This window comes from Pantoea sp. SORGH_AS_0659, assembly GCF_031453915.1.
Taxonomy (GTDB): domain Bacteria; phylum Pseudomonadota; class Gammaproteobacteria; order Enterobacterales; family Enterobacteriaceae; genus Pantoea; species Pantoea leporis.
In genome coordinates this window covers 1,295,439-1,322,409 of record NZ_JAVJAK010000001.1, presented here as the reverse complement: position 1 = coordinate 1,322,409, position 26,971 = coordinate 1,295,439, and the positions used below count along the sequence as shown (strand labels likewise).

The 26,971-nt window shown below is 57.1% G+C and carries 25 protein-coding genes and 2 pseudogenes; 6 read left to right on the top strand and 21 right to left on the bottom strand.

The window, feature by feature from the left end; all coding sequences use genetic code 11:
• The first annotated feature begins 34 nt into the window (after nt 1-34).
• Together Q3H59_RS06280 and flk are read left to right on the top strand one after the other, a co-directional pair.
• Nucleotides 35-940, top strand: coding sequence for an EamA family transporter (locus Q3H59_RS06280; RefSeq protein ID WP_309833830.1), 906 nt, complete (start codon nt 35-37; stop codon nt 938-940).
• Between the two features lie 112 nt (nt 941-1,052).
• Nucleotides 1,053-2,084 carry a flagella biosynthesis regulator Flk gene (gene flk, locus Q3H59_RS06275; protein ID WP_309833829.1) on the top strand — a complete coding sequence of 344 codons (1,032 nt, stop codon included), beginning with the start codon at nt 1,053-1,055 and terminating at the stop codon, nt 2,082-2,084.
• Here flk and Q3H59_RS06270 read toward each other — a convergent pair.
• Nucleotides 2,081-2,524 (bottom strand): rhodanese-like domain-containing protein, encoded by a 444-nt coding sequence (locus Q3H59_RS06270; RefSeq protein WP_210081323.1) that lies wholly within the window; start codon nt 2,522-2,524, stop codon nt 2,081-2,083. The genes flk and Q3H59_RS06270 overlap by 4 nt on opposite strands.
• 86 nt (nt 2,525-2,610) lie before the next feature.
• On the opposite strand from Q3H59_RS06270, the pseudogene Q3H59_RS06265 reads away from it, so the two are divergent.
• Nucleotides 2,611-4,047, top strand: a pseudogene (locus Q3H59_RS06265) (PLP-dependent aminotransferase family protein).
• Here the strand turns inward: Q3H59_RS06265 and Q3H59_RS06260 are convergent.
• Together Q3H59_RS06260 and fabB are read right to left on the bottom strand one after the other, a co-directional pair.
• Nucleotides 4,010-5,191 (bottom strand): MFS transporter, encoded by a 1,182-nt coding sequence (locus Q3H59_RS06260; protein WP_309833828.1) that lies wholly within the window; start codon nt 5,189-5,191, stop codon nt 4,010-4,012. The pseudogene Q3H59_RS06265 and the gene Q3H59_RS06260 sit on opposite strands and share 38 nt — an antisense overlap.
• 231 nt (nt 5,192-5,422) lie before the next feature.
• Nucleotides 5,423-6,643: a beta-ketoacyl-ACP synthase I gene (gene fabB, locus Q3H59_RS06255; protein WP_192411457.1), complete on the bottom strand. Its 1,221-nt coding sequence runs from the start codon at nt 6,641-6,643 to the stop codon at nt 5,423-5,425.
• A 153-nt stretch (nt 6,644-6,796) separates the two neighbouring features.
• On the opposite strand from fabB, the gene mnmC reads away from it, so the two are divergent.
• A complete protein-coding gene (mnmC, locus tag Q3H59_RS06250; RefSeq protein WP_309833827.1) occupies nt 6,797-8,809 on the top strand; it encodes a bifunctional tRNA (5-methylaminomethyl-2-thiouridine)(34)-methyltransferase MnmD/FAD-dependent 5-carboxymethylaminomethyl-2-thiouridine(34) oxidoreductase MnmC in 2,013 nt (670 codons plus the stop codon).
• A 29-nt stretch (nt 8,810-8,838) separates the two neighbouring features.
• Here mnmC and Q3H59_RS06245 read toward each other — a convergent pair whose 3' ends face one another.
• The 6 genes from Q3H59_RS06245 to prmB form a co-directional block, all read right to left on the bottom strand.
• Complete coding sequence (locus Q3H59_RS06245) at nt 8,839-9,120, bottom strand: YfcL family protein (RefSeq protein ID WP_008101252.1); 282 nt, start codon at nt 9,118-9,120, stop codon at nt 8,839-8,841.
• A gap of 30 nt (nt 9,121-9,150) precedes the next feature.
• On the bottom strand, nt 9,151-9,696 hold the full coding sequence (locus tag Q3H59_RS06240) for an elongation factor P hydroxylase (RefSeq protein ID WP_110866550.1): 546 nt from the start codon (nt 9,694-9,696) through the stop codon (nt 9,151-9,153).
• A 66-nt stretch (nt 9,697-9,762) separates the two neighbouring features.
• On the bottom strand, nt 9,763-10,560 hold the full coding sequence (locus Q3H59_RS06235; protein ID WP_210081319.1) for a sulfite exporter TauE/SafE family protein: 798 nt from the start codon (nt 10,558-10,560) through the stop codon (nt 9,763-9,765).
• Between the two features lie 8 nt (nt 10,561-10,568).
• Entirely contained in the window at nt 10,569-11,396 is an 828-nt protein-coding gene (gene mepA / locus Q3H59_RS06230; RefSeq protein WP_370579096.1) for a penicillin-insensitive murein endopeptidase, read from the bottom strand.
• Between the two features lie 5 nt (nt 11,397-11,401).
• Entirely contained in the window at nt 11,402-12,487 is a 1,086-nt protein-coding gene (gene aroC / locus Q3H59_RS06225; RefSeq protein ID WP_101763624.1) for a chorismate synthase, read from the bottom strand.
• 46 nt (nt 12,488-12,533) lie between these two features.
• The gene (prmB, locus tag Q3H59_RS06220; RefSeq protein WP_137386216.1) at nt 12,534-13,466 is read right to left on the bottom strand and encodes a 50S ribosomal protein L3 N(5)-glutamine methyltransferase; all 933 of its coding nucleotides are present in this window, start codon (nt 13,464-13,466) and stop codon (nt 12,534-12,536) included.
• Nucleotides 13,467-13,626: 160 nt separating this feature from the next.
• Between prmB and smrB the strand changes: the two genes are divergently transcribed.
• Nucleotides 13,627-14,175, top strand: a complete 549-nt coding sequence (gene smrB, locus Q3H59_RS06215) for an endonuclease SmrB (RefSeq protein WP_101763622.1) — start codon at nt 13,627-13,629, stop codon at nt 14,173-14,175.
• Nucleotides 14,176-14,241: 66 nt separating this feature from the next.
• Here the strand turns inward: smrB and sixA are convergent, their stop codons facing one another.
• The 4 genes from sixA to Q3H59_RS06195 form a co-directional block, all read right to left on the bottom strand.
• Complete coding sequence (sixA, locus tag Q3H59_RS06210) at nt 14,242-14,724, bottom strand: phosphohistidine phosphatase SixA (protein ID WP_309833824.1); 483 nt, start codon at nt 14,722-14,724, stop codon at nt 14,242-14,244.
• A gap of 195 nt (nt 14,725-14,919) precedes the next feature.
• Entirely contained in the window at nt 14,920-17,049 is a 2,130-nt protein-coding gene (gene fadJ / locus Q3H59_RS06205; RefSeq protein WP_309833822.1) for a fatty acid oxidation complex subunit alpha FadJ, read from the bottom strand.
• Nucleotides 17,049-18,359 (bottom strand): acetyl-CoA C-acyltransferase FadI, encoded by a 1,311-nt coding sequence (gene fadI / locus Q3H59_RS06200; RefSeq protein ID WP_309833820.1) that lies wholly within the window; start codon nt 18,357-18,359, stop codon nt 17,049-17,051. Before fadI ends, fadJ begins: the two co-directional genes overlap by 1 nt.
• Nucleotides 18,360-18,525: 166 nt before the next feature.
• Nucleotides 18,526-18,822: a YfcZ/YiiS family protein gene (locus tag Q3H59_RS06195; RefSeq protein ID WP_101763619.1), complete on the bottom strand. Its 297-nt coding sequence runs from the start codon at nt 18,820-18,822 to the stop codon at nt 18,526-18,528.
• A gap of 359 nt (nt 18,823-19,181) precedes the next feature.
• On the opposite strand from Q3H59_RS06195, the gene fadL reads away from it, so the two are divergent.
• Nucleotides 19,182-20,465, top strand: coding sequence for a long-chain fatty acid transporter FadL (gene fadL / locus Q3H59_RS06190; protein ID WP_101763618.1), 1,284 nt, complete (start codon nt 19,182-19,184; stop codon nt 20,463-20,465).
• 47 nt (nt 20,466-20,512) lie between these two features.
• Here the strand turns inward: fadL and mlaA are convergent, their stop codons facing one another.
• From mlaA to Q3H59_RS06150, 8 genes and pseudogenes are all read right to left on the bottom strand, one after another.
• Nucleotides 20,513-21,280, bottom strand: a complete 768-nt coding sequence (mlaA, locus tag Q3H59_RS06185) for a phospholipid-binding lipoprotein MlaA (RefSeq protein WP_101763617.1) — start codon at nt 21,278-21,280, stop codon at nt 20,513-20,515.
• Between the two features lie 35 nt (nt 21,281-21,315).
• Entirely contained in the window at nt 21,316-22,527 is a 1,212-nt protein-coding gene (ccmI, locus tag Q3H59_RS06180; protein WP_280171911.1) for a c-type cytochrome biogenesis protein CcmI, read from the bottom strand.
• Entirely contained in the window at nt 22,527-22,982 is a 456-nt protein-coding gene (locus Q3H59_RS06175; protein WP_101763615.1) for a cytochrome c-type biogenesis protein, read from the bottom strand. The genes ccmI and Q3H59_RS06175 overlap by 1 nt, the downstream gene beginning before the upstream one ends.
• The gene (locus Q3H59_RS06170) at nt 22,979-23,536 is read right to left on the bottom strand and encodes a DsbE family thiol:disulfide interchange protein (RefSeq protein ID WP_101763614.1); all 558 of its coding nucleotides are present in this window, start codon (nt 23,534-23,536) and stop codon (nt 22,979-22,981) included. The genes Q3H59_RS06175 and Q3H59_RS06170 overlap by 4 nt, the downstream gene beginning before the upstream one ends.
• A pseudogene (locus Q3H59_RS06165) lies at nt 23,533-25,492 on the bottom strand (heme lyase CcmF/NrfE family subunit). Before Q3H59_RS06165 ends, Q3H59_RS06170 begins: the two are co-directional and overlap by 4 nt.
• On the bottom strand, nt 25,489-25,974 hold the full coding sequence (gene ccmE / locus Q3H59_RS06160) for a cytochrome c maturation protein CcmE (protein ID WP_008101293.1): 486 nt from the start codon (nt 25,972-25,974) through the stop codon (nt 25,489-25,491). The pseudogene Q3H59_RS06165 and the gene ccmE overlap by 4 nt, the downstream one beginning before the upstream one ends.
• Nucleotides 25,971-26,204 carry a heme exporter protein CcmD gene (ccmD, locus tag Q3H59_RS06155; RefSeq protein WP_137386222.1) on the bottom strand — a complete coding sequence of 78 codons (234 nt, stop codon included), beginning with the start codon at nt 26,202-26,204 and terminating at the stop codon, nt 25,971-25,973. Before ccmD ends, ccmE begins: the two co-directional genes overlap by 4 nt.
• Nucleotides 26,201-26,941, bottom strand: coding sequence for a heme ABC transporter permease (locus Q3H59_RS06150; protein WP_309833815.1), 741 nt, complete (start codon nt 26,939-26,941; stop codon nt 26,201-26,203). Before Q3H59_RS06150 ends, ccmD begins: the two co-directional genes overlap by 4 nt.
• Between the last annotated feature and the right edge of the window lie 30 nt (nt 26,942-26,971).

Below are 26,971 nucleotides of genomic sequence, written 5' to 3'. Positions count from 1 at the left end.
GTAAACTATTCGCGATTATTTGAGGAGCTGTATCATGAATTTACTGTTTCCGCTGATCGCAGTGCTGATCTGGTCGATCAACACTATCGTCAGCAAACTCTCGGCGGGAAGTATCGATCCTGCGGCGATCTCCTTCTATCGCTGGCTGCTGGCGCTGGTAGTACTAACACCGTTTTGCCTGCCGGGCGTGTGGCGCCATCGCCACACCATTAAAGCCAACGGCTGGCGATTGCTGTTCCTGGGTCTGCTTGGCATGGTGCTGTATCAAAGTCTCGCCTATTACGCGGCGCACAGCGTTTCTGCGGTGATGATGGGGATTCTCGGCGCGACCATTCCGCTGCTGACCATTCTGCTCAGTCTGGTTGTGCTGCGCCTCGCGCCAACGCGCGGCATTCTGATTGGCGGCGTGCTGTCGTTCGCCGGTTTGGTATGGCTGGTGAGCGAAGGCAATCCGGCGCAGCTGCTGAATCAACGGCTCGGTAATGGCGAATTGATGATGCTGGCGGCATCGACCTCGTACGCCTTGTATGGCGTGCTGACCAAGCGCTGGGCGATTCCGCTGCCGACCTGGCAAAGCCTGTATGTGCAGATTTTCTTTGGCGTGCTGCTATTGCTGCCTGGCTTCCTGCGCGCGCCGGATGTCACGCTCAACGAGCACAATCTGCCGCTGGTGCTGTATGCCGGGCTGTTTGCGTCGATCATCGCGCCGTTCCTGTGGATCCTTGGCGTGCAGCGTCTGGGCGCCAGCACCACCAGCATTTTTATGAACTTCGTACCGGTGTTTACGGCCATTATTGCCGTGATGTTCCTGCATGAGCAGCTGCATGGCTATCACTGGATTGGCGGCGGCATGACGTTAGTCGGCGTTATTCTGGCGCAACGGCTGAAAACCCCGCTGCGTAAGCCGCGTAGCGCGACCCTTCCCGATTCCGCCGCCTGACTTTATTATCCGGAAAGGCCGCAGCCCCCGTGGATTTCCTGGGGGCTTTTGCTATGATGTGGCCTCTTTTTTCCGGCGCACCCGGATCTGACCCGTTTTCAAGGATTCCGCCATGCAACCTCTCAGCGGTCCCGGTGTGCCCGCGGGCGATCGTTCCCCTTTATCTCAGGCCACTGGCCCAACGCGACCCGGCGGTCCAGCCGGTGAGCAGCCGCTCTCTCCTGCCCAGCGCACCACGCTGGAACGTCTGATTGTTCGCATTATGTCTTTGAGTACGCTGAAAGCGCCGGAACTCTGGGCTGGCGTGCGGCATGAAGTCGGGGTAAAGAGTGAGGCGGAGCTGCAATCGCGCCACTTTCCGGCGGCGGAGCAGCATCTCAACGGTCGCTTAACCCAGGTGCAAAATAGTCTTGCTACGCGCCAGCTGCTGCAACAGCTGCTGGAAAAATTGCCGCAGGGCAATAATCGCCAGGCGGTGAGCGATTTTATTCGTCAGCAGTTTAACCAAACGGTGTTGAGCGCGTTGTCGCAGGATCAGCTGCGTCAGGTGCTGACGATGTTGCAAAACGGTCAGATGGCGATCCCGCAGCCGCAGCAAACGCGCGTGTCCGATCGCAGCTTGTTGCCGGCAGAACAGCAGTCGCTGAATCAGCAGGTGACGCGCCTTGCAGCGAAAACCGGTGAATCGCCGGTGAAACTGCTGGCCGATACGCTGAAGCTGGTGAATCTGAAAAGTGGCGATCCGATTCCCTCACGCCACTTCCCGCTGCTGACGCAATATTTGCAGGTGCGCCAGACGCTGGCTCAGCACAGTGCGCCAACCTTGCAGATGCTGGAAACCTCACTGCGTCAGCCGTTAACCCATGATGAGCAGCGACTGCTGGAAGATTACAGCCAGCAACGTTTCCAGGTGCTGCCGACCACCGTGCTGACGCCAGCGCAGACGCAGGATCTGCTGAATCTGCTGTTTAGCCGCCGCGCCGAGAAACTGCACGAACAGCCGCTGGCCGATAGCGAAATTCGGCCGCAGCCAATCTGGTCGCCGTTTATTCAGATGTTGCCGCAACCGCTGGCGCAGCGCCCGGCACTCACGCTGATTGCCGGTATCTTCCTGTTTATCTTCCTGCTGTGGCTGTTTATCTAGCAGCCGCAGTTGGCAGCGGGCGTGGCGAGTGGCCACTCACCCGCTGCCGCGCCCCACGCCATCGGATGGCCATCGCGTTTCCAGAAATCCAGCCCGCCAATTAACTCTTTAACCTGAAAACCCAGCGACGCCAGCTTGAGCGCGGCTTTGGTTGAGCCGTTACAGCCGATGCCGTCGCAATAGGTGATGTAAACTTTGCTGCGATCGAGATGCGCCGTGGATTCCGCATTCATGGTGCGATGCGGAAACGAAAGTGCACCGCAAATGTGTCCGGCCTGATAAACCTCGTCAGAGCGCGCATCAATCACCACGATCGCCGTGATGCCCTGCGCCAAATCCTCTGCTAAATCCCACGCATCGGTGTAGTACGCCAGTTTATGTTGCAGATACGCCACGCTCTCGCTGGCGCTAACGGGGGCAATTTTTAAGACCGCTGACATCGCATTCTCCTGTTGTGATTTCCCCGCAGTTTACGGCAAAGTGGTCTGCCTGTTGATACCACTTCCACCATAGTGATAAGACCACCGTGACCACATCATTTCTCGCGCTGTTTAGCCATCAAACTCAGGGCGGTTTACGTGAGCGACTGTGCAATACCTTGCGCCAGGCCATCGCCAATGGGCATCTACGGCATGAGCAGAAACTGCCGTCCAGCCGCCAGTTAGCCACCGACCTATCGCTGTCGCGCGTTACGGTGGAGGCGGCGTATGCGCAGCTTGAAAGTGAAGGTTATCTGCAGCGTCACGGCGGACGCGGGACGTTTGTTTCGATTCGCATGGCGTCGCCCACCAGCAAAACCTGCACCGAACGCTCACCACACTTTTCTCAGCGTGGCCTGCAGGTTTTGGCAACGGGCGGCTGTCAGGATCCGCCCTTTCCACACGCCTTTGCCGCCGGTTCACCCGAGTTACGCGCCTTCCCACATACGCAGTGGCGTCGCATCAGCAATCAGGTGCAGCGCTCGCTGGGCAGCAAAGTGATGGGTTACGGCGATCCGCTTGGATTGCCATCACTGCGGCAGGCGGTGGCGGATTATCTGGCGCTGTCACGCGGCGTGCACTGCACGGCGGAGCAAGTGGTGATCCTCACCAGCTCACAGCAGGCGCTGTAGTTGCTGGCATTAATGTTCCTTGATACGGGTGACGAAGTGTGGCTGGAAGAGCCGGGTTATCCCGGCGCGCGCAACGCGTTTCTTGCCGCCGGTGCGCGCTGTCGCGCCATGCCGCTGGATGCAGAAGGCGCAGTGCCGCTCAGCGGCAGCGCGAAACTGGTCTATCTGACGCCGGCGCATCACTATCCCACCGGCACAGCAATGAGTCTGGCGCGGCGCTTGCAGTGGCTGGCGTGGGCACGGCAGCAGGATAGCTGGCTGATTGAGGACGATTACGACAGCGAATTTCACTACGAGGATCGCCCGGCTCCGGCGCTACAAGGATTAGCCGCGGATGGTCGGGTGATTTGCCTCGGCACTTTCTCCAAAACGCTGTTCCCGTCGCTGCGGCTGGCGTGGATGGTGGTGCCGCCACAACTGGTGGAACCATTGGGCCGCGCACGCAGCGTGATGGATGGTCACAGCGCGTTGCTGCCGCAGGCGATTTGCGCAGAGTTTCTGCAACAAGGCCATTTCGCCAGCCATTTGCGCCTGATGCGCCAACTCTATCGCAGCCGACGTGACTGCTTGCTGCAGCAGATCGAAACGCGCTTAACACCCTGGCTTGAGCCGCTGCCGGCGGCTGGCGGCTTACAGTTAGCGGTGCGGCTGATGCAAGGGGATGAAGCGCGCTTAACCGCCGAGGCGAAAAAGAGCGGATTATTGCTGCCGCGCCTGTCGCCACTTTATGCCGGTGACGTGCAGCAAGCGGGCTGGCTACTGGGCTTTGCGGCGCTGACACCCGGGGAGATTGTCAGCGCCTGCGATAAGCTGGTTACGCTGTTGTCGCAGCCCGCGCAAACCTCCAGGTAACCAGAATGCCCAGCGCCGCACAACAGGCTCCCGCGACATAGACCGAGCCGTAACCCAGCGCCGTCGCCAGTAAGCCGGTCAACGGGCCGCTGGCACCGTACGCGATATCCTGAAATGCAGAAAAACCGCCAAGCGCGGTGCCGCGAATCTGTGGCGATACGCGCTTGATCACTTCAACGCCCAGCGCCGGGAAGATCAGCGAGCAGCCGCAGCCGGTTAAAGCCGCGCCAATCAGCGCCATCCAGCCGGAAGTGGCGAACGCCAGCAGCAGCAGACCGGCGGTTTCCACCAGCAAAGAGATCATCGCCACTTTTACGCCGCCGTGACGATCCGGCAAGCCGCCAAAGAACACGCGCACCAGCACAAACGCACAGCCGAAGGCGGTCAGCGCGAAACCGGCATTGCCCCAGTTTTCCGCAGCAAAATAGAGTGACGTAAAGGTGCCGATCACCGCAAAACCGGTGCCCTGCAGCGCCAGCGCCAGTCCCGGCTGAAAGATGGTTTTCACTACGCTAAGCAGCGATGGCCGCTCGCCGCCCACCACCGGCACTTTGCGGATCCAGCCATTTATCGCCAACGACAGCAGCGGCAACAGCAGCGCAACCGCGCCGAGAGCAGCAAAGCCGCCGTGCTGATTGATCAGCAAGCCGAGCGGTGCGCCAGCCGCCAGCGATCCATAAATCGCCATGCCGTTCCATGACATCACTAATCCGGAACGTTTGCTGCCCACCAATCCCATGCCCCAGGTCAAATTGCCGGTCAGCAGCAGGCTTTCGCCGAATCCTAACAGCAAGCGCCCTACCGCCAGCAAACCAAACTTCATCCACGGAGAAGCTGGTAACAACGCGGCCGCCAGATACGCCACGCCCACCAGCGCGATGGCCAGCATGCCGTGCTGGGTGGTGAGTTTCGCACCGTGTTGATCGGCTCGACGCCCGGCAAAGCTGCGCGTCAACAGCGTGGCGAAGAACTGTATTCCCACTGCCACGCCAACCATCAGGTTGCTCATACCGAGTTCATGATGGACATACAGCGGGATGACCGGCAGCGCGAGGCCAGCGGTCAGATAGGTGAGGAATACCGCAAAGGAGGTGCAGGCCAGCGGCATAACGGATTGCGTTTGCGCGTCAGCAGTCGTGGTCATGGTGGGTCGAACTCCTTGTAATAACCAGACACGCGCTTGCTGCCAAAACAGAAACGGGATATTTGGTTCACACTAAGCTAAAAGTGATAATTTTGTTTCGTATGGAGTGGGAGTGTAGGCAAGCTGAAGGTGGAATGTCAAAACAACAAGGGCCGGATAACCGGCCCTTGTGATATTGCTAGCATAATCAGGTCTCCATGAATGGCGATCCTACGGGATTATGCTGGCAACTTACGCATGATACTTACGCATGGTCAGAGTGGCGTTAGTCCCGCCGAAGCCAAAGCTGTTCGACATCACGGTGGTCAGCGCTTTATCAGTCGGTTTGGTCACGATGTTCAGACCTTTGCCCGCTTCATCCAGCTCTTCCACGTTGATGCTTGGCGCGATGAAACCGTGCTCCAGCATCAGCAAAGTGTAGATCGCTTCCTGCACGCCCGCCGCACCCAGTGAATGACCGGTCATGGCTTTAGTGGCAGACAGTGATGGGCAGTTATCGCCGAACACTTCGCGAATCGCACCCAGCTCTTTCACATCACCAACCGGCGTAGAAGTGCCGTGGGTATTGAGGTAATCGATTGGGGTATCCAGACCTTGCATCGCCATCTTCATGCAGCGCACTGCGCCTTCGCCTGAAGGAGCTACCATGTCTGCGCCATCTGAGGTTGCGCCGTAGCCCACGATCTCAGCATAAATGTGTGCACCACGTGCCAGAGCGTGCTCCAGCTCTTCAACCACCACCATACCGCCGCCGCCAGCGATAACGAAGCCGTCACGGTTGGCATCGTAAGTACGTGAGGCTTTTTCTGGCGTTTCGTTGTATTTGGTCGACAGTGCGCCCATCGCATCGAACTCACAGGCCATTTCCCAGCTCAGCTCTTCACCGCCGCCAGCAAACACAATGTCCTGTTTACCCAGCTGAATCTGCTCAACCGCGTTACCGATGCAGTGTGCAGAAGTAGCACAGGCTGAACTGATGGAGTAGTTCACGCCGTGAATTTTGAACGGGGTTGCCAGGCAAGCAGAAACGCCTGAACCCATCGCCTTGGTCACCACATAAGGACCGACCGCTTTCAGGCCGCGTGGGCTACGCATGGCGTCAGCACCAAATACCTGATAACGCGGAGAACCGCCGCCAGAACCGGCAATCAAACCCACACGTGGGTTTTGCTGATACTGTTCTTCAGTCAGGCCAGAGTCTTTGATCGCTTCGGCCATTGAAAGGTAGGCATAAATAGAGGCATCACTCATAAAACGCACGATTTTGCGATCGATGAGCCCGTTGGTATCCAGTTTGACGTTGCCCCATACGTGGCTGCGCATACCGGCATCTCTCATCTCTTCAGAGAAAGTAATACCGGAACGGCCTTCACGCAGAGAAGCCAGCACTTCTTGCTGGTTATTACCAATGCTGGAAACAATACCCAGGCCAGTAATCACTGCACGTTTCATTCAATAATCCTCGTTCCACATATTTGGATGTGGTGCACTCTAGCGTACAGTTGTAAGCCGAACAAGTCCGATCAGCCATTTCCCTTTGTAAATTTGCGTCATGTGACGTCTATCGCTAAACTCGCGCCACTGCCTGAAATATGAGCCTTTCCCGTGAAATTAACCCCGGTTGAACACGCCCAAATAAACTGGAATGAACAGGGTACACCTGTGTCCCGAGCGTTCGGCGACGTCTATTTCTCCAACGATAATGGACTGGAGGAAACGCGCTATGTGTTCCTTGATGGCAACCATATTCCGCACCGTTTTGCTGAACATTCACGCGATTTATTTATTGTCGCCGAAAGCGGTTTTGGGACTGGTCTGAACTTTCTTACCCTGTGGCAAGCCTTCGATCGCTTCCGCAATGAGCAACCCAACGCCACTTTGCAGCGTCTGCACTTCATCAGCTGCGAGAAATTCCCGCTGACGCACGCCGATCTGGTGGCTGCGCATGCCCATTGGCCGGAGCTAAAGCCGTGGGCCGAACAGCTGCAACAGCAGTGGCCGCAGGCGTTGCCGGGTTGTCAGCGCCTGCTGTTTAACGGCGGCGAAGTCACGCTGGACCTCTGGCTTGGTGATATTAACGCGCTAATTCACACCTTTGATGACAGCCTCAATCGTCAGGTGGATGCGTGGTTCCTTGATGGCTTCGCGCCGGCAAAAAATCCGGAGATGTGGACGCCAGATCTGTTCGCCGCGATGGCGCGCCTCGCCCGGCCGGGCGGCACGCTGGCGACTTTTACCGCGTCGGGGTTTGTGCGACGTGGGTTGCAGGACGCCGGTTTCAGTATGCAGAAGCGCAAAGGCTTTGGTCACAAGCGTGAAATGCTGGTCGGCGTGCTGGAGCAAGCCGCTGCATTGCCGCACAGCCAGCCGTGGTATGCGCGCCCGCCGGCAGGCAGCAATGAAGTGGCGCTGATTGGCGGCGGCGTCGCCAGCGCAGTATTGGCGCTGGCGCTGCTGCGACGCGGTTGGCGCGTAACGCTCTACTGCGCCGATGACGCGCCCGCGCTGGGCGCATCCGGCAATCGTCAGGGCGCGCTCTATCCGCTGCTGAATCAGCACGATCCCGCGCTGGCCACCTTCTTCCCGGCCGCTTTTGGTTTTGCCCGACGTCTGTATGATCGGCTGCCAGTGGAGTTTGAGCATGACTGGAGCGGCGTGTTGCAACTGGGCTGGGATGATAAAAGCGCGGAGAAAATTGCGCAGATGCTCAACATGGCATTGCCGCATGACATCGCGTACGGCGTTAATAAAGAAGAAGCGCAACAGCTGGCGGGCGTTGAACTTGATGTTGGCGGGATTTTTTATCCGCAAGGTGGCTGGCTGTCACCTGCACAGCTGACCAGCAATCTGCTGGAGTACGCGCAATCGCGGGGATTACGCCTGCACTGGCTGCATCGCGTCACGCAATTAACGCGCGATGAAGATCGCTGGACGCTGCACTTTAGCGAGCAGCCGCCGGTGCAGCATTCCCAAGTGGTGCTGGCGAATGGTCACGCGTTGCTGGAACTTGAGCACAGCAAAACGCTGCCGGTGTACGCGGTGGCGGGACAAGTGAGCCACGCGCCGACTAATACGTCGTTGGGCGCGCTGCGCACCGTGCTGTGTTACGACGGCTATCTCACGCCGGTCAGCCCGAACTTCGCCACCCATTGCATCGGCGCCAGCTATCATCGCGGCGATACCGCCACAGATTTCCGCACCGACGATCAGCAGGAGAATCGCCAACGGCTGATTAACTGTCTGCCGCAGAGCCAATGGCCGCATCAGGTTGATGTGTCCGATAACCAGGCGCGCAACGGCGTGCGCTGTGCCACGCGCGATCATCTGCCGATGAGCGGCAGCGCGCCAGATTATGGAGCGACACTCACGCAATACGCCGATCTGCCAGAACAGCGTGCGCGCGGTGCAAGCGTAGCCGATGCGCCGGTGCATAACGGTTTGTTTGTGTTGGGCGTATTAGGTTCGCGTGGTTTGTGCAGCGCACCGCTGGCGGCCGAAGTGCTGGCGGCGCAGATGAGCGGCGAACCGCAGCCGCTGGATGCAGCCACGCTGGCGGCGATGAATCCAAATCGCTATTGGGTGCGAAAACTGCTGAAGGGTAAAAAAGCGGGTCGATAATCTGCGGGGCGAGCGATCGCCCCGAGACGTTAAGCGGTTTGACGTGCCTGCAGGAACAGATTGTCCCACATGCCGGTGACCAGCGCCTGATCGCGTGGTGACAGTTCGCCAGCAGCAATGGCTTTTTGCAGGCTGTTGGTGACGTGAGTTTGCAGCGCTTCCGGCGTGTGTTCACCGCTCAGCTCAATCTCCGCCACTGCCAGGGTCAGATGACCACGCAGATAGCCGCCTGCAAACAGCTCGTCATCGCTGGCGTGATCGACCATGTCATCAATCAGGGCCAGAATGCGGGTTTCAAATTCTACGATCATCTCTTCCTCTCTTCTTATAACCTTCGCGGATTACAGATCTTCCGGCCAGGGGAATTGTGCCGCCGTCAGTGGCGGCGTGCCGTAATAATTCGTCAGTGCATCGATGAAGCGAGCTGGTCGTGCCGGAATGCCCTGCTGCAGATACGTCATCACCTGTGCATGCACTTTGCGCTGAAACGCTATGCGATCTGGCTCACAATCGCCTTCGAGATTGTCACAACTTACGTTGAAGGGAAAGCCCGCCGCCACGCAGAATAACCACTCCAGCGCCTGCGGTTTTACCTCAACCGATTCGAACTGGCTCTGCGTTTGCGCATCGCGTCCGTCCGGACAATACCAATAACCAAAATCCACCAGCTTGCGGCGCGCTTCACCGGCAATGCACCAGTGGGAAATTTCATGCAGTCCGCTGGCGTAGTAGCCGTGCGCGAACACCACGCGATTCCACGGTGAGGTTTCATCCGCTGGAAGATAAATAGGTTCGTCGTCGCCTTTAATTAGACGGGTCTGAAAATCGTCAACGAAGCAGCCATCAAAGATGGCAATCAGCTGATCGTAATGGTGTGTTGTACTCATAATTTTTAATCTTTAAAAAAACCGGCGCCATTGTCGCATTGGCAGCCGGTCTTGACGAGTGTTGGATTACAGCGTGGCCAGCCAGGCCATCAGTTCTGCGCCATGACTGTCCCATAACAATTTAGCGCTCATTACCGCAGAAACGATCACTACCATGGGGCGAATCAGTTTCTGACCACGGCTCAATACCAGCCTGGCGCCGAGGCGAGCGCCGATAAAGGCGCCGAGCAACATAATCGCGCCGGTGCCCCACACCACTTTTCCGCCGAACATAAAGAACAGCAAACTGCCAAAATTCGAGGTGAAATTTAGGATTTTGGCGTGGGCGGTGGCTTTCGCCAGATTGAAGCCACACAGCGTAACAAAGGCCAGCGCATAGAACGAGCCGGCGCCGGGACCAAAGAAGCCGTCGTAAAAGCCGACGCAGCCGCCGCCTACCAGCGCATAGGGCAAACCGTGCAGACGACGTTCGCGATCGGCTTCGCCCAAACGCGGCATCAGCAGGAACCACAAACCGATGCAGATCAGCAGCAGCGGTAAGATTTGGCGCAGCACATCCGCTTGTAAGTGCTGAATCAGAATAGTGCCAGCAATCGCGCCGAGGAAGGTCATGGCGATATTCAGCCACTGCTCGCTCAGATTCACCGCACCACGTCGGATGAAATAGAGGCTGGCGGAGAACGATCCGCCGACCGATTGCAGCTTATTGGTGGCTAACGCCTGTGCAGGCGACAACCCGGCAGCCAGCAAAGACGGCACGGTAAGCAGGCCGCCGCCGCCAGCGATCGAATCGATAAACGCCGCCAGCACTGCCACAAAAAACAGCACGCCGATAATCAGCGGGCTGACAACGAACCAATCCATTGAAATACCTACAGAAGATGCTTATCAAGTAAAGCCTGGCAAGACGGCGGCAATGGCGGCGGCGTTTTCTTCACCGGCGGCGTGCTGCCTGGTTTTTTCGGCAGGAACCAGCTGTCCAGCTCAGCGCCACAGCCATCGCCCGCTGGTTGAGGTGCCTGGTCTTCACATTCAAGGCTCCCCGCCGGACAACGCAGACGCACGTGCATGTGCGCGCGATGGGCGAACCACGGACGCACTTTATTCAACCACGCGCGATCGCTGCCAGCATCGGCGCAAAGCTGCCTTTTGATTGCCGGATTGACGAAGATACGCGTCACTTCATCATCTTTCGCCGCCAGTTTAATCAGGCTATCGATTTGCGGCTGCCAGTGACGCGCAATCACCTGTTTATCATCGGCAGAAACCAGATCGAGCGGCTGCGGCTTGAGCAATTGCTGCGCCGTCCAGCGGGTTTTCGGCAGCTGCAGCCAGATATCGACGTCTAAACCCGTTTGATGGCTGGCGTGGCCGCTGCTAAAACGTCCACCCGCCGCCATGCCCATATCGCCAATCAGCACTTGTCCCAGCTGAAGCTGATGAACCTGGGTGCTGAGACGCTGAATAAAGGCGATCAGATCGGGATGGCCGAAATAGCGGCGCTGATCCTGGCGCATCACCTGATAATTGGGTGAGTTAAGCGGCAACTGCTGCGCACCCACAATACAGCCGTTGGCGAAACCGCCAATCGACTGCGGGCTGCCGGCAATCGGCTGATGAATTTGCTGCCACGGCGTGGCAGCAACGGCGGCCGCACTGCATAGCAGCGCGGCACAGATAATGAGCAGACGGCGCATCATCGGGTTTACCAGCGCGGAACGCTGCTGTTGACGTCACCGTTTTGCGCACGCTGGCGCAGCAGGTGATCCATCAACACAATCGCCATCATCGCTTCGGCAATCGGCACGGCGCGAATGCCGACGCACGGATCGTGACGACCTTTGGTGATCATCTCGACTTCTTCACCCTCGCGGGTGATGGTGTTGCCCGGCACGGTGATGCTGGAGGTCGGTTTCATCGCCAGATTGGCGCTAATGGTTTGGCCGCTGCTGATGCCGCCCAAAATGCCACCGGCGTGGTTGCTCTGGAAACCGTTGGCACGGATCTCATCGCGATGCTGACTGCCGCGCTGGTTGATCACCGCGAAACCGTCGCCGATCTCCACGCCTTTCACCGCGTTAATGCTCATCAGCGCATGCGCTAAATCCGCATCCAGACGATCAAATACCGGCTCGCCCAGGCCCGGCGGCACGTTCTCTGCCAGCACGGTAACTTTGGCGCCGATGGAATCGCCCTCTTTTTTCAGGCCGCGCATCAGCTCATCCAGCGCTTCCAGTTTGGAGGCATCCGGGCAGAAGAACGGGTTCTCTTCCACGATGCTCCAGTCTTTCAGCTCGCAGGCCACATCGCCAATCTGCGCCAGATAGCCGCGCACCACGATGCCGTGCTTCATCTGCAGATACTTCTTGGCAATCGCCCCTGCCGCCACGCGCATCGCGGTTTCACGCGCCGAAGAGCGGCCGCCGCCACGATAGTCGCGCAGGCCGTATTTCTGCTCGTAGGTATAATCGGCATGGCCAGGACGGAACAGATCTTTGATGGTGCCGTAATCCTGTGAACGCTGGTCGGTGTTCTCAATCAGCAAACCGATTGAGGTTCCCGTCGTCACGCCCTCAAACACGCCAGACAAAATTTTCACCTGATCCGGCTCGCGGCGCTGCGTGGTATAGCGCGAAGTGCCAGGACGACGACGATCGAGATCGTGCTGGATGTCGGCTTCCGTCAGCGGAATGCCGGGTGGCACACCGTCAACGATGCAGCCCAGCGCAATACCATGCGACTCGCCAAAAGTGGTTACGCGAAAAACTTGTCCGATGCTGTTTCCGGCCATGCTGGTTCCTTGTTGCGATGTTGCGGGCGAGCGCTCGCCCTCTTATTTAGTCTTTGTAAAATGAGAAGTGATGCTGTGCCGCCACGATTTGCTCGCGCGTCAGCATAAACACGCCGTCACCGCCGTTATCAAACTCCAGCCAGGTAAACGGCACGTCTGGATACTGATCGATCATGTGCACCATGCTGTTACCCACTTCGCAAATCAGCACGCCTTGTTCGGTGAGGTAATCCGGCGCACAGGCCAGAATGCGACGCACCAGTTTCAGGCCGTCGCTGCCCGCCGCCAGACCGAGTTCCGGCTCGTGGCGATATTCGTTCGGCAGATCGTCCATATCTTCCGCATCCACGTACGGCGGATTGGTGACGATCAGATCGTATTTCACCTGCGGCAAGTTGCGGAACAGATCGGCGCGGATTGGCGTGACGTGGTTCAGCAGGCCGTGCTCTTCAATGTTCTGCTCGGCGACAGCCAGTGCATCGGTGGAGATATCGACTGCATCCACTTCCGCTTCCGGGAAGGCGTAAGCGCAGGCAATGGCGATGCAGCCGCTGCCGGTACACATATCCAGAATGTGATGAGGCGAATCGCTGATCAAACCGGCAAAGCGGTTCTCAATCAGTTCACCAATCGGTGAACGCGGCACTAATACGCGCTCATCAACGTAAAATTCGTGGCCGCAGAACCAAGCTTTGTTGGTGAGATACGCCACCGGAATGCGCTCGTTGACGCGGCGAATCACGCGCTCAACAATGCGATGACGCTCGCTGGCAGTCAGGCGCGCATTGCGCATATCTTCTGGAATATCCAGCGGCAGCCACAGCGTTGGCAGAACCAGTTGGACTGCTTCGTCCCAGGGATTATCCGTGCCGTGGCCGTACCAAATGCCTGCCGCCGAAAAACGGCTGACAGCCCAGCGCAGCATGTCCTGAATGGTGTGCAGTTCATTCACTGCCTCATCGACGAATATCTTGTCCACGTAGCCCTCCGCAGGCCATAAAATCAATCGGCCGATAGTGTGCCACGAAGCCGGGCAGAATTCAGCGCAGCGAGGCGAAAAAGCTGACATTTGTTAACAGTAACGGTTAAGGTATGCCACCGGCTGTTTAACCAGCCTTTTCTGACCCAATCACAGAGCCATGAGTAAGAAAACGCCGCTAAGCCAGGACGATCAGGAGATGTTCCGCCAGTTAATGAGTGGAACCCGCAAGCTGAAACAGGACACTATCGTGCATAAACCGGTAGTGAAAACGCGCGAAGTACCGCTTAAACGCCTGCTTTCAGAACAGGTCGATAACAGCCATTATTTTTCAGACGAGTTTCAGCCGTTGCTGTCGAGCGAAGGTCCGGTGCGCTATGTGCGGGCGGATGTCAGCCATTACGAGCAGAAGAAATTGCGTCGTGGCGATTACACGCCGGAAATTTTTCTCGATCTGCATGGCTTAACACAGATGCAGGCCAAGCAGGAGCTCGGCGCGTTGATTGCCGCCTGTCGCCGCGAACATCTGTTCTGCGCCAGCGTGATGACCGGGCACGGCAAACACATCCTCAAGCAGCAAACACCGCTGTGGCTGGCACAACATCCGCATGTGATGGCGTTTCATCAGGCACCGAAAATGTTTGGCGGCGATGCCGCACTGCTGGTGCTGATAGAGGTAGAGGAGTGGCAGCCGCCTGAATTGCCGTGACGTGCCGCGCTACAAAAGGATAGGGCCGCGTTTGCGGCCCACAGAGAAATGTATAACTTTAGGGAATTAAATCGCTTTAGCCAATTTTGACGGGCTGACCTGCCACTCCAGCTTGCCTTCGCAGGCCTCTGCATCAAAGTTTACGCAGGCTATTGCCGAGGTCGCGAACATCGGCGGCGCTTCCTGCGGGCAGAGTTCAGACACCAGATAACCCACCAGCGGCAGATGCGAAATCACCAGCGCCGATTTAACCCCTTTTTGTGCCAGCGCCTGCAGATAGCAGGCCACCATGCCCGGATCGCCGCCCGGCGTCAGTTCCGGCAAAATATCCTGCCCTTCTGGCAATTTCAGGGTTTCGCGCACCGTGGCGAGCGTTTGCTCGGCACGCAGGTAAGGACTGACTAATACCCGATCAATTTCTGGTGTTTTGCCGTTGAGCCAGCTCGCCATCGCTCTCGATTCATCACAGCCACAGAGTGTGAGAGGTCGAACGGAATCACTCGCTGCTTCCAGAGCTGCATCGCCATGACGCATGATAAAAACTTGCATAAAGCACCGCTGTTGTTTGTCGATATCGGCCGGTACCACAGCACCAGACGCTTCATTCTGCGAATGAACGGTGTGTTTTACCCCAATGGCTTCAGTATAGTCAACCGGTTGTTTATTAAATAAGCATATCTCAGAATGGTGCCGCGCTTACCGCTGCACTGCCCGCTGACTAACCCGCTGAATCTGTGCGCCTATTCACGATTGTGCAGAAGTGTAAAAATTCGTTTGCTGTTCTGACATTGCGATCAGCGCCTCACTCGGCGCAAAACGCTCGCCATGTTGCTGCATTAATGACCTTAATGCTTTGACGATATCGCCAATGCCGCGCTGATCCATATAGCGGAACGGACCGCCAAGGAACGGCGGAAAACCGATGCCAAATACCGCCGCAATATCGCCATCACGCGCGTTGCGGATCACCGCTTCATCCAGACAGCGTGCCGCTTCGTTCAGCATCATCAATACGCAGCGATCTGCGATCTGCGCTTCGCTCTGCCTCGCCTGCGGTTTAATATTCAGCAGTGAATAAAGGGAAGCATCGACTTTGCGTTTTCCCGGCCAGCGCGAACGTTGATAGAGGTAAAACCCTTTGTGATTTTTGCGCCCTTTTCTGCCGTCGGCCAGAATGGCGTTCGCGGCGTTGGGGGCGCTGAAACGTAAACCGTAAGCCTGCTCAAGAATCGGGCTGATTTTGCTGCCAACATCAATGCCCACTTCATCCAGCAGCTGCAGCGGCCCAACCGGGAAACCAAACTTCACTAGAGCGCGATCGATATGCTCAATCGGCTCACCTTCCTGCAAGCAGTGCATCGCTTCATTTATATAGGGCGCGAGAATGCGGTTAACGTAAAAGCCGGGACGATCCGCCACCACCACCGCCGTTTTGCCCTGCTGACGCGCCAGCTGCACCGTGTTCGCCAGCGTTTGCGCCGAGGTATTGGCGTGAGGAATTACCTCCACCAGCGGCATTTTGTCCACAGGACTGAAGAAATGCAGACCGATTACGTTTTCAGGCCGCTGGGCTTTGGCTGCGATATCAGCAATTGGCAGCGACGAAGTATTGGAGGCGAAAATGGTGTGCGGCTGGCAATGGCTTTCGATTTCGCTGACCATCTGCTGCTTGAGCGCCAGATCCTCAAATACCGCTTCAATCACCAGATCGCGCTGGCTGAACCCTTGGTAATCGGTGCCACCGCTGATGCGCGCCATCTGCTGCTGGCGTTCGGCGGCTTTTAGCTGACGCCGCTTCACCTTGTTGCTCAGCAGATCCCAGCTGTATTGCAGCGCATGATTCACGCCGACCAGATTGATGTCTTTAATGCGCACCGGCAAACCGGCTTTCAGCGCCGTAACGCTGGCGATGCCGCCGCCCATCAAACCGCCGCCGAGCACGCCAATCTGCTTCAGCACTTGCGGCTCGACACTGGCCATCGACTCTTTCTTTAAGGCCGTTGAGGCGAAGAACAAACTGCGCAGCGCGGCCGATTCTGGCGTCATCGCCAATTGGCCAAAGGCGCGTGCTTCCGCTTCATGCCCGGCGCTGCTGCCCTGCTCCAGACCGATGCGCACCACGTCGAGAATACGGTCAGCCGCAGGATAGTTGCCCTGGGTTTTGCTGTGAGTCTGCCGCTGCGCCAGCGAGAACAGCACCTGACGCGCGATCGGTCCCTGCAGCAAACGATCGCGGCGCGAAAGCTCCCGGCGCGCGCCTTTTCCTTTATGTACGCGCGCAAGCGCCGTTTCCAGCAGAATTGATTGCGGCACCGCGTCATCGACAATCCCCAGCTTGAGCGCCTGTTTAGCGCGCAGCTGTTTGCCGGTAAGGATCAGCGGCAGCGCCTGCTGCGCGCCAATCAGGCGCGGCAAACGTTGTGTACCGCCTGAACCCGGCAGCAGACCGAGCTGTACTTCCGGCAAACCGAGGCGCGTTTTGTCATCCAGCGAACAGATGCGCGCATCGCAGGCCAGCGCCAGTTCCAGACCGCCGCCGAGGCAGGCACCGTGAATCGCCGCCACCACTGGAAACGGCAGCGCGGCAATCATCGCCATCACATCTTGTCCCTGCTTTGCCAGCGCCTCAGCTTCCTGCGCCGTTTTGCAGTTGGCGATCATGCTGATATCCGCACCAGCAACAAAGTTGTCTGGCTTGCCGGAGATCAACACTAATCCAGCCAACTGCTGATGGCTGCGCGCTTCGTCCAGCACCGCTTTGATCTGCGGCACAAACTCGGCCTTCAGCGTGTTCATCTTCTCGCCCGGCACATCGATGGTGATCACACCGACGTGGTCGAGGCGCATGTGTAAATGAAAGGCGGATTCACTCATTATTCGGCCTCCAAAACCATTGCCGTGCCCAGGCCGCCCGCCGCGCAGGCGGTGACCAATCCCAATCCGCCACCGCGCCGCCGCAGTTCCTGCAGCGTTTGCGTGATCATGCGTGCGCCAGTGGCGGCAAACGGATGACCATAAGCAATCGATCCGCCAAGCACGTTAAAGCGCTCTTCATTGACTTCACCTAACGCATGCGGACGATTCAGCACCTCGCGCGCAAAGCGTTCGTCACGGAACATTTTCAGGTTGGCTAAGGTTTGTGCGGCAAAGGCTTCGTGCATATCAATCAGCGTCAGATCGTTGAGCGTGATGCCGGCGCGCTCCAGCGCCAGCGGCGAGGCGTAGGCCGGTCCAAGCAGCATATCCTGCCAGACATCAATCGCCGTAAAAGCATAGCTGCGCAGATAGCCGAGCGGCTGAATGCCGAGTTCGCGCGCGCGCCCTTCACGCATCAGGATCACCGCTGCGGCACCATCGGTCAGCGGCGTGCTGTTGGCGGCGGTCACCGAACCGTGGCGACGATCAAACGCCGGGCGCAGTTTGGCGTAATCGGCGGCGCTGGCGTTGAAGCGAATATTGTTGTCCTGCTCGATGGGCGCTTTCCACGGCGGCACAAATGCGGGCATCACTTCCTGGCTTAACACGCCCGATTGCCAGGCGCGCGCCGCATGCTGGTGCGAACGCAGCGCTAACGCGTCCTGCTGTTCACGCGTGATGCCGTGACTTTTCGCCATCTGCTCGGCGGTATCACCCATGCGTAATCCGGTGGAATACTCCGTTACCGCCGGTGGCACCGGCAACAGATCGCGCGGACGCAAACGACGCAGGATGCTGAGTTTTTGACTAAAGCTGCGCGCTTTGTTGAGATCCACCAGCGCACGAGCCAGAGTTTTACTGACGCCAATCGGCAGCACCGAGGATGAATCCGCGCCACCGGCAATGCCGGCATCGATGGTGCCCGCCATTAAACTTTCCGCCACGTTTGCCACCGCCTGAAAACTGGTGGCGCAGGCGCGGCTAACGCTATAGGCATCGGTATGCACGCCTAATCCGCTGCTCAGAACAATTTCACGCGCAATGTTGGGAGCTTCCGGCATCTGCACCACCTGGCCAAACACCAGTTGATCGATAAACTCGACCGGTAATTCGCTGCGCGCCATCAGTTCGCTGATCACCATGCGCCCCAGCTCCAGCGCGGGAATGCCGTGGAAATCTGTAGCCTGGCGGGCAAAAGGGGTGCGTAATCCGTGGGTTATGGCGATACGTTCGCCCTGACGCGTCAGCAGCGGCTGCGCTTTGCTCATTGCAATCACCTGTATTTTTCGACCGGGGCATCATTGCCAAACAGGTCTGACCTGATCATCAGTGTTAACTAAGTGTTGCTAAGTAGCCAATAAGCAGAGGAAAAAAGTGCGAGGGAATACACGAAAATGAGTTAAGGCTGCCGAAGGGGTTTCGGCAGCGGCATGATTAGCGTAGGCCGAGCTGGAAAATCAGGGTTTCGGCCTGGCAGGCAAAGGTGAAGTCGATAGACAGGCGCACCGCGTCGCCTTCATTGGCAAAATCCGCGCGAATATCGCAAGGATCGGATTCCACCTGACGCGCGCGCTCAGTCAAATGCGCCAGCATCGCTTCCGCCGCATGACGGTCGGCAAATACGCCAGACCAGCTTGCGGTGCAATCGGTGTTATCCATCACGGTTCCCACATCGACACAGCAGCAGGCCGCCGTTTCGTTGGCATTACACTTTTTAATGGCATCAGTCATGATTCTCTCCTGACGATATTTTCAACATAATCGGATTATTTTCTGCCGCAAAGTGTACGCCTGCTGCGTTTTCACATCCACGATCAAGCCGCTAAGTGACGAATATCACACTAAAAATTGATCCACAGCAAAATTGAACGTTATGTTTAAGTCGAACCGCTAAGATTTTGTTAAGCAGATCTGATTTTATCGATCAAATCAGAAATATTTAAAAAACAATATTGCAACAAATACACAGGTCGGACCTATACTCGTCGCACTGGTCTGATATGTGGTTTTGCCATCAGTCCCTACAATTCGCCGCTCTTTGTTACGCGACGTAACAACGTTAAATAATAAATCTAGATGAGGTTGTGGTCATGAACCATAAAAACCTGTTTGCAAAGTCAGCTGTGGCAGCTGCAGTAACGCTCGTCTGTTCTCATGTTTACGCCGCGGGCTTTCAACTGAATGAATTCTCAGCAATTGGTTTAGGTCGTGCATATTCCGGCGAAGGTGCGATGGGTGATACCGCCGCCTCTGCCAGCCGTAACCCGGCAACCATGGCATTAATGGATCGCCCTTCTTTCTCTATCGGCGCGGTTTATATTGATCCCGAAGTGGATATTAGCGGTCAGAGCCCGACAGGTCGCAGCCTCGATGCCAAAAATATCGCCCCAAATCAGTGGATCCCTAATCTTCACTATGTGCACCCAATTAACGATCAGTGGTGGATTGGTGCATCTGCGACCTCAAACTATGGTTTAGCAACCGAATTTAATGACGGCTATACCGCAGGTGGTTATGGCGGCAAAACCGACCTGATGACCGGTAATTTTAATATCAGCACCGCTTATCGACTGAATGAGAATTTCAGCTTCGGTATCGGCTTTGATGCGGTCTACGCAAAAGCGAAAATTGAGCGTTATGCCGGTGAAGCAGGTGCCGTGGCAGGATTGCCAGCCGATACCCAGATTGCGCATTTAAAAGGTGATGAATGGGGTTACGGCTGGAACGCCGGCATCCTGTACGAAGTGGATAAAAATAACCGCTTTGGCTTTACCTACCGCTCAGAAGTAAAAGTCGACTTTGACGGTGACTACAAGAGCAACATCCCCACCGCCTTTAACGGTACACCGCAGGCCCTGGCTTTAGGCCTGCCTTACGGCACCAGCGGCACCACAATTCCGGGTTCTCTGACTTTGAATCTGCCAGAGATGTGGGAAGTGTCAGGCTGGCATAAAGTGGCGCCGCAATGGGCGGTTCACTATAGCCTGACTTATACCAGCTGGAGTCAATTCCAGGAGTTGAAAGCCACCGGCAGCAATGGCCAGACGCTGTTCTATAAGGATGAAAGTTTCCACGATGCCTACCGTATCGCGTTGGGTACCACTTACTTCTACGATGATAACTGGACCTTCCGTACCGGCATCGCCTTTGATGACAGCCCGGTTCCGGCCGATAAGCGTTCTATCTCTATCCCGGATCAGGATCGTCTGTGGCTGAGTGCCGGTGCGTCTTACGCCTTCAATGAAGATGCTTCTGTCGACCTGGGTATTTCTTACATGCACGGTCAGAAAGTCACCGTGAAAGAAGGCCCGTATACCTTTAACTCTGAAGGTAAAGCCTGGCTGTACGGCGCGAACTTTAACTACAAGTTCTGATACGTAGCTTGATAAAAAAAGGCGACTCATTGAGTCGCCTTTTTGTTTTATTCAGAATCGATATCTTTCAGATCGTCCTGAATCGCACTGGCGTTCGGATTATCTTCCGGCTTCAGCTTACCGCCGTTGGCAATAAAGTCATGTCGCTGGAAGTAGGCATTACGAATAAAGGCGTACGGATCTTGCTGCTGACGCAAAATGGCGTCCGAATCCAGCAACTGCGCACGGGTTTCAATCCCTTCCAGCGTCCATTTACCTACCGAGATCGGCCAGCTCAACCAGCTTAAGACCGGATAGAGCGTATCAACGAAGTCACCGCCATCTTCACGGATGGTGAAGCTACCGTAGGCCGGCAATTCAACATACGGGCCGTAACCGACGCCATAACGTCCCAGCGTGCTACCAAAGCGATGCGGCACTTCACGCGCCAGTGCCGGATTGGCTTTGCCCGCCACGTCGATAAAGCCACCCAGCCCTAACACGGTGTTCAGGAAGAAGCGGGTAAAGTGGATGCCTGCCTGGCGCGGTTCACCCACCAGAATGGCGTTGACCATGCTGGCGGGCTCTTCAACGTTGGATAACACATTACTGATGCCGCTACGTGCCGGCACCGGCACGTAATCGCGCCAGGCGACTGCCACCGGACGCAGAACATACGGATCCAGCACGTTGTAGTTGAAGTTAAACATCGTGCGGTTAAAGCCTTCCAGCGGATCGCTGCGCTGCGCAGGTTCCGTATTTTCAGCCGGTTTTGAGCTGGCACAACCCACCAGCAGTAAGCTGGCTAGCGCCAAACCGGTCAGGCGGTTATTCATTCTTCTCTCCCTGTGCGGATCAGTAAGGTATCGCTTCAGGGCTGCTGTTGATTAATTTCCACAGCCAGTTGCTGATGACCATCCCAGGGTGTGACCGCGCTTAAACCCAACCAGTCGCCAGACTGTGGATTGGCACTGCCATCGCGCGAAATGCGCACCCTGACTTGTACCTGATGCTGTGCCGAAAGCAGGCGATCGGGCATCATGGCATTGCTGTCATCGAGCGTGAGCGATAACGGAAAGTGGCTCAGCGGTAAACGCTTCACAGCCACAGGCACCGGTGAAACACCGTCAGACACAGAAATATACAACACTCCGCCTTGCGGTAACATTTTTTCTGCCGGCGGCGTCAAACTCACCGTCAATGCCAGGCTGCTATTTTGCTGTCCCGCGTCGGTTTTCGCTTGTTCAATGCTGCGCTCGATCATGGTGATGCGACGATCGCCTGCCGGTAACAGTTTCAGCATCACCTGCCATGCACCAATCGCCTCGTTGTACTGCTGCTGTTCAAAGGCGTTAAACGCCAGCAGACTCAGCGTGCGCACATCGCTGTGATCGCGTTTAAGCAGCGCTTTCAGCAACACGTTGGCCTGACGGTTATCCTGCGGATCGCTGGAGCGCGTCAGCACTTCGGCATAATCCTGCTGCAGTTCGATATTGTCTGGCGCCAGCTGTAGCGCATGTTCAAATGCCTGGCTGGCATCGGTAGCATTATTCAGCACCATCCCTAAGCGGCCCAGCATCGCCCAATCGTTGAGGTTCGTTGCGTCGTGCTGCAGCGAACTGCGCAGACCCAGTTGCAGACGCGCCAGCTCTTCCATGGTTAGCGGCTGAGCTTTAGGATCCATCACGCGCGCGCGTAACGCAGGATACTCCTGTTGTACGCTGACGAACGCGGTTTGTTGCGTGAGACCGCCGGTTTTCAGATACATGCCAACCGACACCACCAGCAGCACAATCACGCCCGGCAGCAACACCCAGCGACTGCTGCGATGAATGGTCGCGGCATCCTGCTGCGGCACATCGGTTAACAGCGTTTGTTGCAGTTCGCGCACCATTTCCGGGCGCTCAGCCACCACGCCCTCTTCTTCATCACGCTCCAGCTCGCGCAGGCGTTGCTGATAGAAATCGGTGTTGAGACGATCGCGATCGCCACTGCTGGCCTCGCGCTGACGCCAGCCAGCACGCAGAAACAGCGCGATAGCCGCCAGCAGTAAAATAATCAGGGTAATCCAGAATCCAGTCATTACGGCTTCCCGTCACGCTTGAGTAACGCCGCAAGGCGCTGTTGTTCACTGTCGTCGAGTTCGCTACGCGCTTTGCCGCGACGATTACGCAGAATAATGATCAGCGCGCCCAGCACCACAAACAGCGCTGGCCCCACCCACAAAATCAGCGTGGAAGGCGTTACCGGCGGCTCATACGTCACGAAATTACCGTAACGCGCCACCATGTAATCAATGATCTGCTGGCGGCTTTCGCCCTGCTTCATCAACTCGTAGACTTTGAGACGCATATCCGACGCGATCATCGCATTGGAATCGGCAATGCTGTTGTTCTGGCATTTCGGGCAACGCAGCGATGCGGTGAGATCGCGGTATTGTTCTTCCTGCTGCACCGAATCGAACTGATAAGTATCAATCGCCGCCCACAGGCTGGTGCTGAGCAGAATGCCCGCTAACAGTAGAAGCAGCCGTTTCATACGCCCGCCTCCTTGTTGTATTTGTCCCACAGCGGTTTCACTTCTTCGAGCCAGACGCGATCGTTCATGTCGCCTGCGTGGCGATAACGAATGATCCCTTTGCCGTCGATCAGGAAGGTTTCCGGTGCGCCGTAAACGCCGAGATCGAGACCGAGCATCCCGTTGCCGTCATACAGGCTGAGCGCATAAGGATTGCCCAGCGTATTCAGCCAGGTCACCGCTTTGGTGCGATCGTCTTTATAGTTGAGGCCAACCACGCGAATGCCTTTTTCCGCCAGCGTGTTGAGGTATTGATGCTCCGCGCGGCAGGTTGGGCACCAGGTTGCCCAGACGTTGAGCAGAATCGGTTTGCCGTCGGTCAGCACCTGCTGATCGTAGATTTTGCCCGGCTGATCCAGCGCTTCCAGTTTGAATACGGGTACCGGCTTGCCGATCAACGCTGATTCGAGACGCGTTGGATCATCGCCGTTGGCGTTGCGCGACAGCTGCCACAGCAGCGCCGCAGCCAGCAGCAAAAATAGAACTAACGGGATAAACAGGATTTTTTTGTTCATGCCAGCTCCTCGCGCTGCTCTTTTTTGCGTGAGCGATAGCGCGGATCGAACAGGCAGAACAAGCCGCCCACCGCCATAAACACGCCGCCGTACCAGATCCAGCGCACAAACGGTTTGTAGTAAATCCGCACCGCCCACGAACCGTCATCCAGCTCTTCGCCCAGCGCCGCATACAGATCGCGGGTGAAACCGCCGCTGATCGCCGCTTCGGTCATCATGGTGCGCGCGGCTGCATAGAAGCGTTTTTCCGCCTGCATCACCGCCTCCAGCTTGCCGTTGCGCGTCACTTCAATCACCGCCACGCCGCCGCTGTAGTTCGGCCCTTGCAGGTTGCGCACGCCGTGGAAGGTAAAGTGATAATTGTGGATATCAACGGTATCACCCGCCTTCATGCGCACATCACGCTCAACGCTGTATTGGGTGCTAAAGGCGATACCGACCACGGTCACCGCCACGCCTAAATGCCCCAGCACCATGCCCCAATGGCTGCGCGATAGATGGCGTAAACCTTTGAAGAAAGAGTGGCGATGGGTGGCGCGCTCGTGCAGTTCCATCAACGTCAGCATGATCACCCAGATCGACATCAGCAGGCCGATAACCGTCATCGCCTCAATGCGATCCTGCAGCAGCCACGGCAGGGCGATCGACAGAATCAGCGTCACCAACAGGCCCACGCCAAGGCGTTTCCACAGTTTCTGTGGTTGGTCACGACGCCAGCGCACCAGCGGACCGATACCGAGCATCAGCGCGAACGGTGCCATCAGCCAGGTAAACATGGTGTTGAAGAACGGCTCGCCCACCGAGATGCTGCCGAGACCGAGCTGTTTATGCACCAGCGGGCAGCAGCGTACCGAGTAACACCACCAGCATCGCGGCGATCAGCAGCACGTTATTACCCAGCAGGAAGGATTCGCGTGACCAGGCTTCGCTCTGTACGCGGCTGCGCACCTGACCACCTTTCAGCGCGTACAGCAGCAGCGAGCTGCCAATCACAATCACCAGGAAGGCGAGAATAAACATGCCGCGCGCCGGATCGGAGGCGAACGAGTGCACGGAAACCAGCACGCCGGAGCGCACGAGGAAAGTGCCAAGCAGGCTTAACGAGAACGCGGTGATCGCCAGTAACACCGTCCACGACTTGAAGCTGCCGCGCTTTTCCGTCACCGCCAGCGAGTGCATCAGCGCTGTTCCGGCCAGCCACGGCATAAAAGAGGCGTTTTCGACCGGGTCCCAGAACCACCAGCCGCCCCAGCCGAGTTCGTAATAAGCCCACGCCGAACCGAGCACGATACCGATGGTCAGGAAGACCCACGCGGCGGTGGTCCACGGACGTGACCAGCGCGCCCATGCGGTATCCAGACGTCCGGCCATCAGCGAGGCAATGGCAAACGCAAAGGCCACCGAGAAGCCGACGTAACCCATGTACAGCAGCGGCGGATGGAAGATCAGCCCGATATCCTGCAGCATTGGGTTGAGATCGCGCCCGTCAATCGGGAAGTTTGGTAAGGTGCGGGTAAATGGATTCGAGGTGAGAATGATAAACAGCAGGAAGCCGAGATTAATCATGCCCATCACCGCCAGCACGCGTGCTAGCGCATCCTGCGGCATCCCGCGACTGAAGATCGCCACCGCCAGCGTCCAGGTGCTGAGCAGCAGCACCCACAACAGCAGTGAACCTTCGTGCGCACCCCAGGTTGCCGCGATGCGATAATAGACCGGCAGCAAGGTGTTGGAGTTGGTGGCGACATAGCCAACGGTAAAGTCATTCACCACAAAGGCGTGCACCAACACCACAAAAGAGGCGGCGACACAGATAAACATGCCCCAGGTTAACGGGCGCGCCATGGCCATCAAACGCGCATCCTGCCGCGCAGCGCCCCACAACGGATAGACGCTCAACAGGAGCGCTAAAGCCAGCGCCAGACACAGCAGAAAGCTACCAATTTCTGGCATCATGATTGCGCACCCGACTGCTGATAGGCTGCTGCAGGTCCTGTGTGATTCTTCTTCATGGCATCTTCAATTTCGGGAGGCGTATATTTTTCATCGTGTTTCGCCAGCACTTCTTTGGCGTTCACCAGATTGCCCTCTTCCAGCACGCCTTGCGCTACCACGCCTTGCCCTTCACGGAACAGGTCCGGCAGAATGCCTTCATAGGTCACACTGACCACGCCGTTGGCGTCATACAGTTTGAAAGAGACGGCGAGCGTTTTCGGATCGCGCTTTACGCTGCCCGGCATCACCATGCCGCCAATGCGCAAGCGCTGGCCCGGCTCAGGCTTCTGATGATCTTCACCTTTGCCGTTGATAATTTCACTCGGGGTATAAAACAGGTCGATGTTGGAACGCAGCGCGTACATCACCAGCGCAGTCGCCAGGCCAAGCCCGATCAACACCGCGATCGCCACATAGAGGCGATTACGACGACGGATATTCACACGGATTCTCCCGCTGCTCCACTGGCAGCTTTTTTCGATTTAGCCGCGCGAATGCGGCGCTCCCTGGACTGACGCTGGCGAATTTCCGCCAGCAAACGGCGGCGGAACAGTATGGTGTGCAGCACCAGACCGAATAACGGGATCAACGTAAGGATAACGGCGAGCCAGACGTAAAAGGCATAGCCGCCCATGGCGAAGAAATCGCTCCACGATGCAAAGGCTGGCGTCATGATTTGCTTCCTCCCTGCGCCACATCAATCGCCCACGGACGATGACGCTCGGTGAATAGAATTAAATTGCGCAGGCGCATTAAGGTCAGCGCACCAAACACCAGCAGGTAACCGAGAATGGACCAGCGCAGCGGTGTGCGCATGCTTGGATCGATAGCCTGCTGCAGAATGCCTGATGAGCCCTGATGCAGCGTGTTCCACCATTGCACCGAGAAGTGAATGATCGGCAGATTAACCACGCCAACCAGAATCAAAATGCCGGCGGCGCGCCCGGCGATGCGGCGGTCTTCAAAGGAGTGATACAGCGCGATAACGCCCATATAGAGGAACAGCAGCACCAGCTCAGATGTCAGGCGTGCATCCCAGATCCACCAGGTTCCCCACATCGGTTTACCCCAGGCGGAACCGGTAATCAGCGCGATAAAGGTGAACACCGCGCCAATCGGTGCCATCGCCGCTGAGACCAGATCGGCCATCTTCATCTGCCACACCAGGCCGATAAATGCCGCAATAGCCATTGACGCGTACACGCCCATTGACCACATCGCTGCAGGCACGTGAATGTACATAATCCGGAAGCTGTTGCCCTGCTGATAATCCGCCGGTGCAAAGCCGAAGCCCCAGACCCAGCCGAGTAACAGCGTGCCAACACCCAGCACCGCGAACCACGGAATCAAGCGACCGCATAGCTGGTAAAGCCGCTCAGGCTTTGCCCACTGGTGTAACCATTTCCACATTTTGCATAGCTCACAATAAAGAGAATTCAG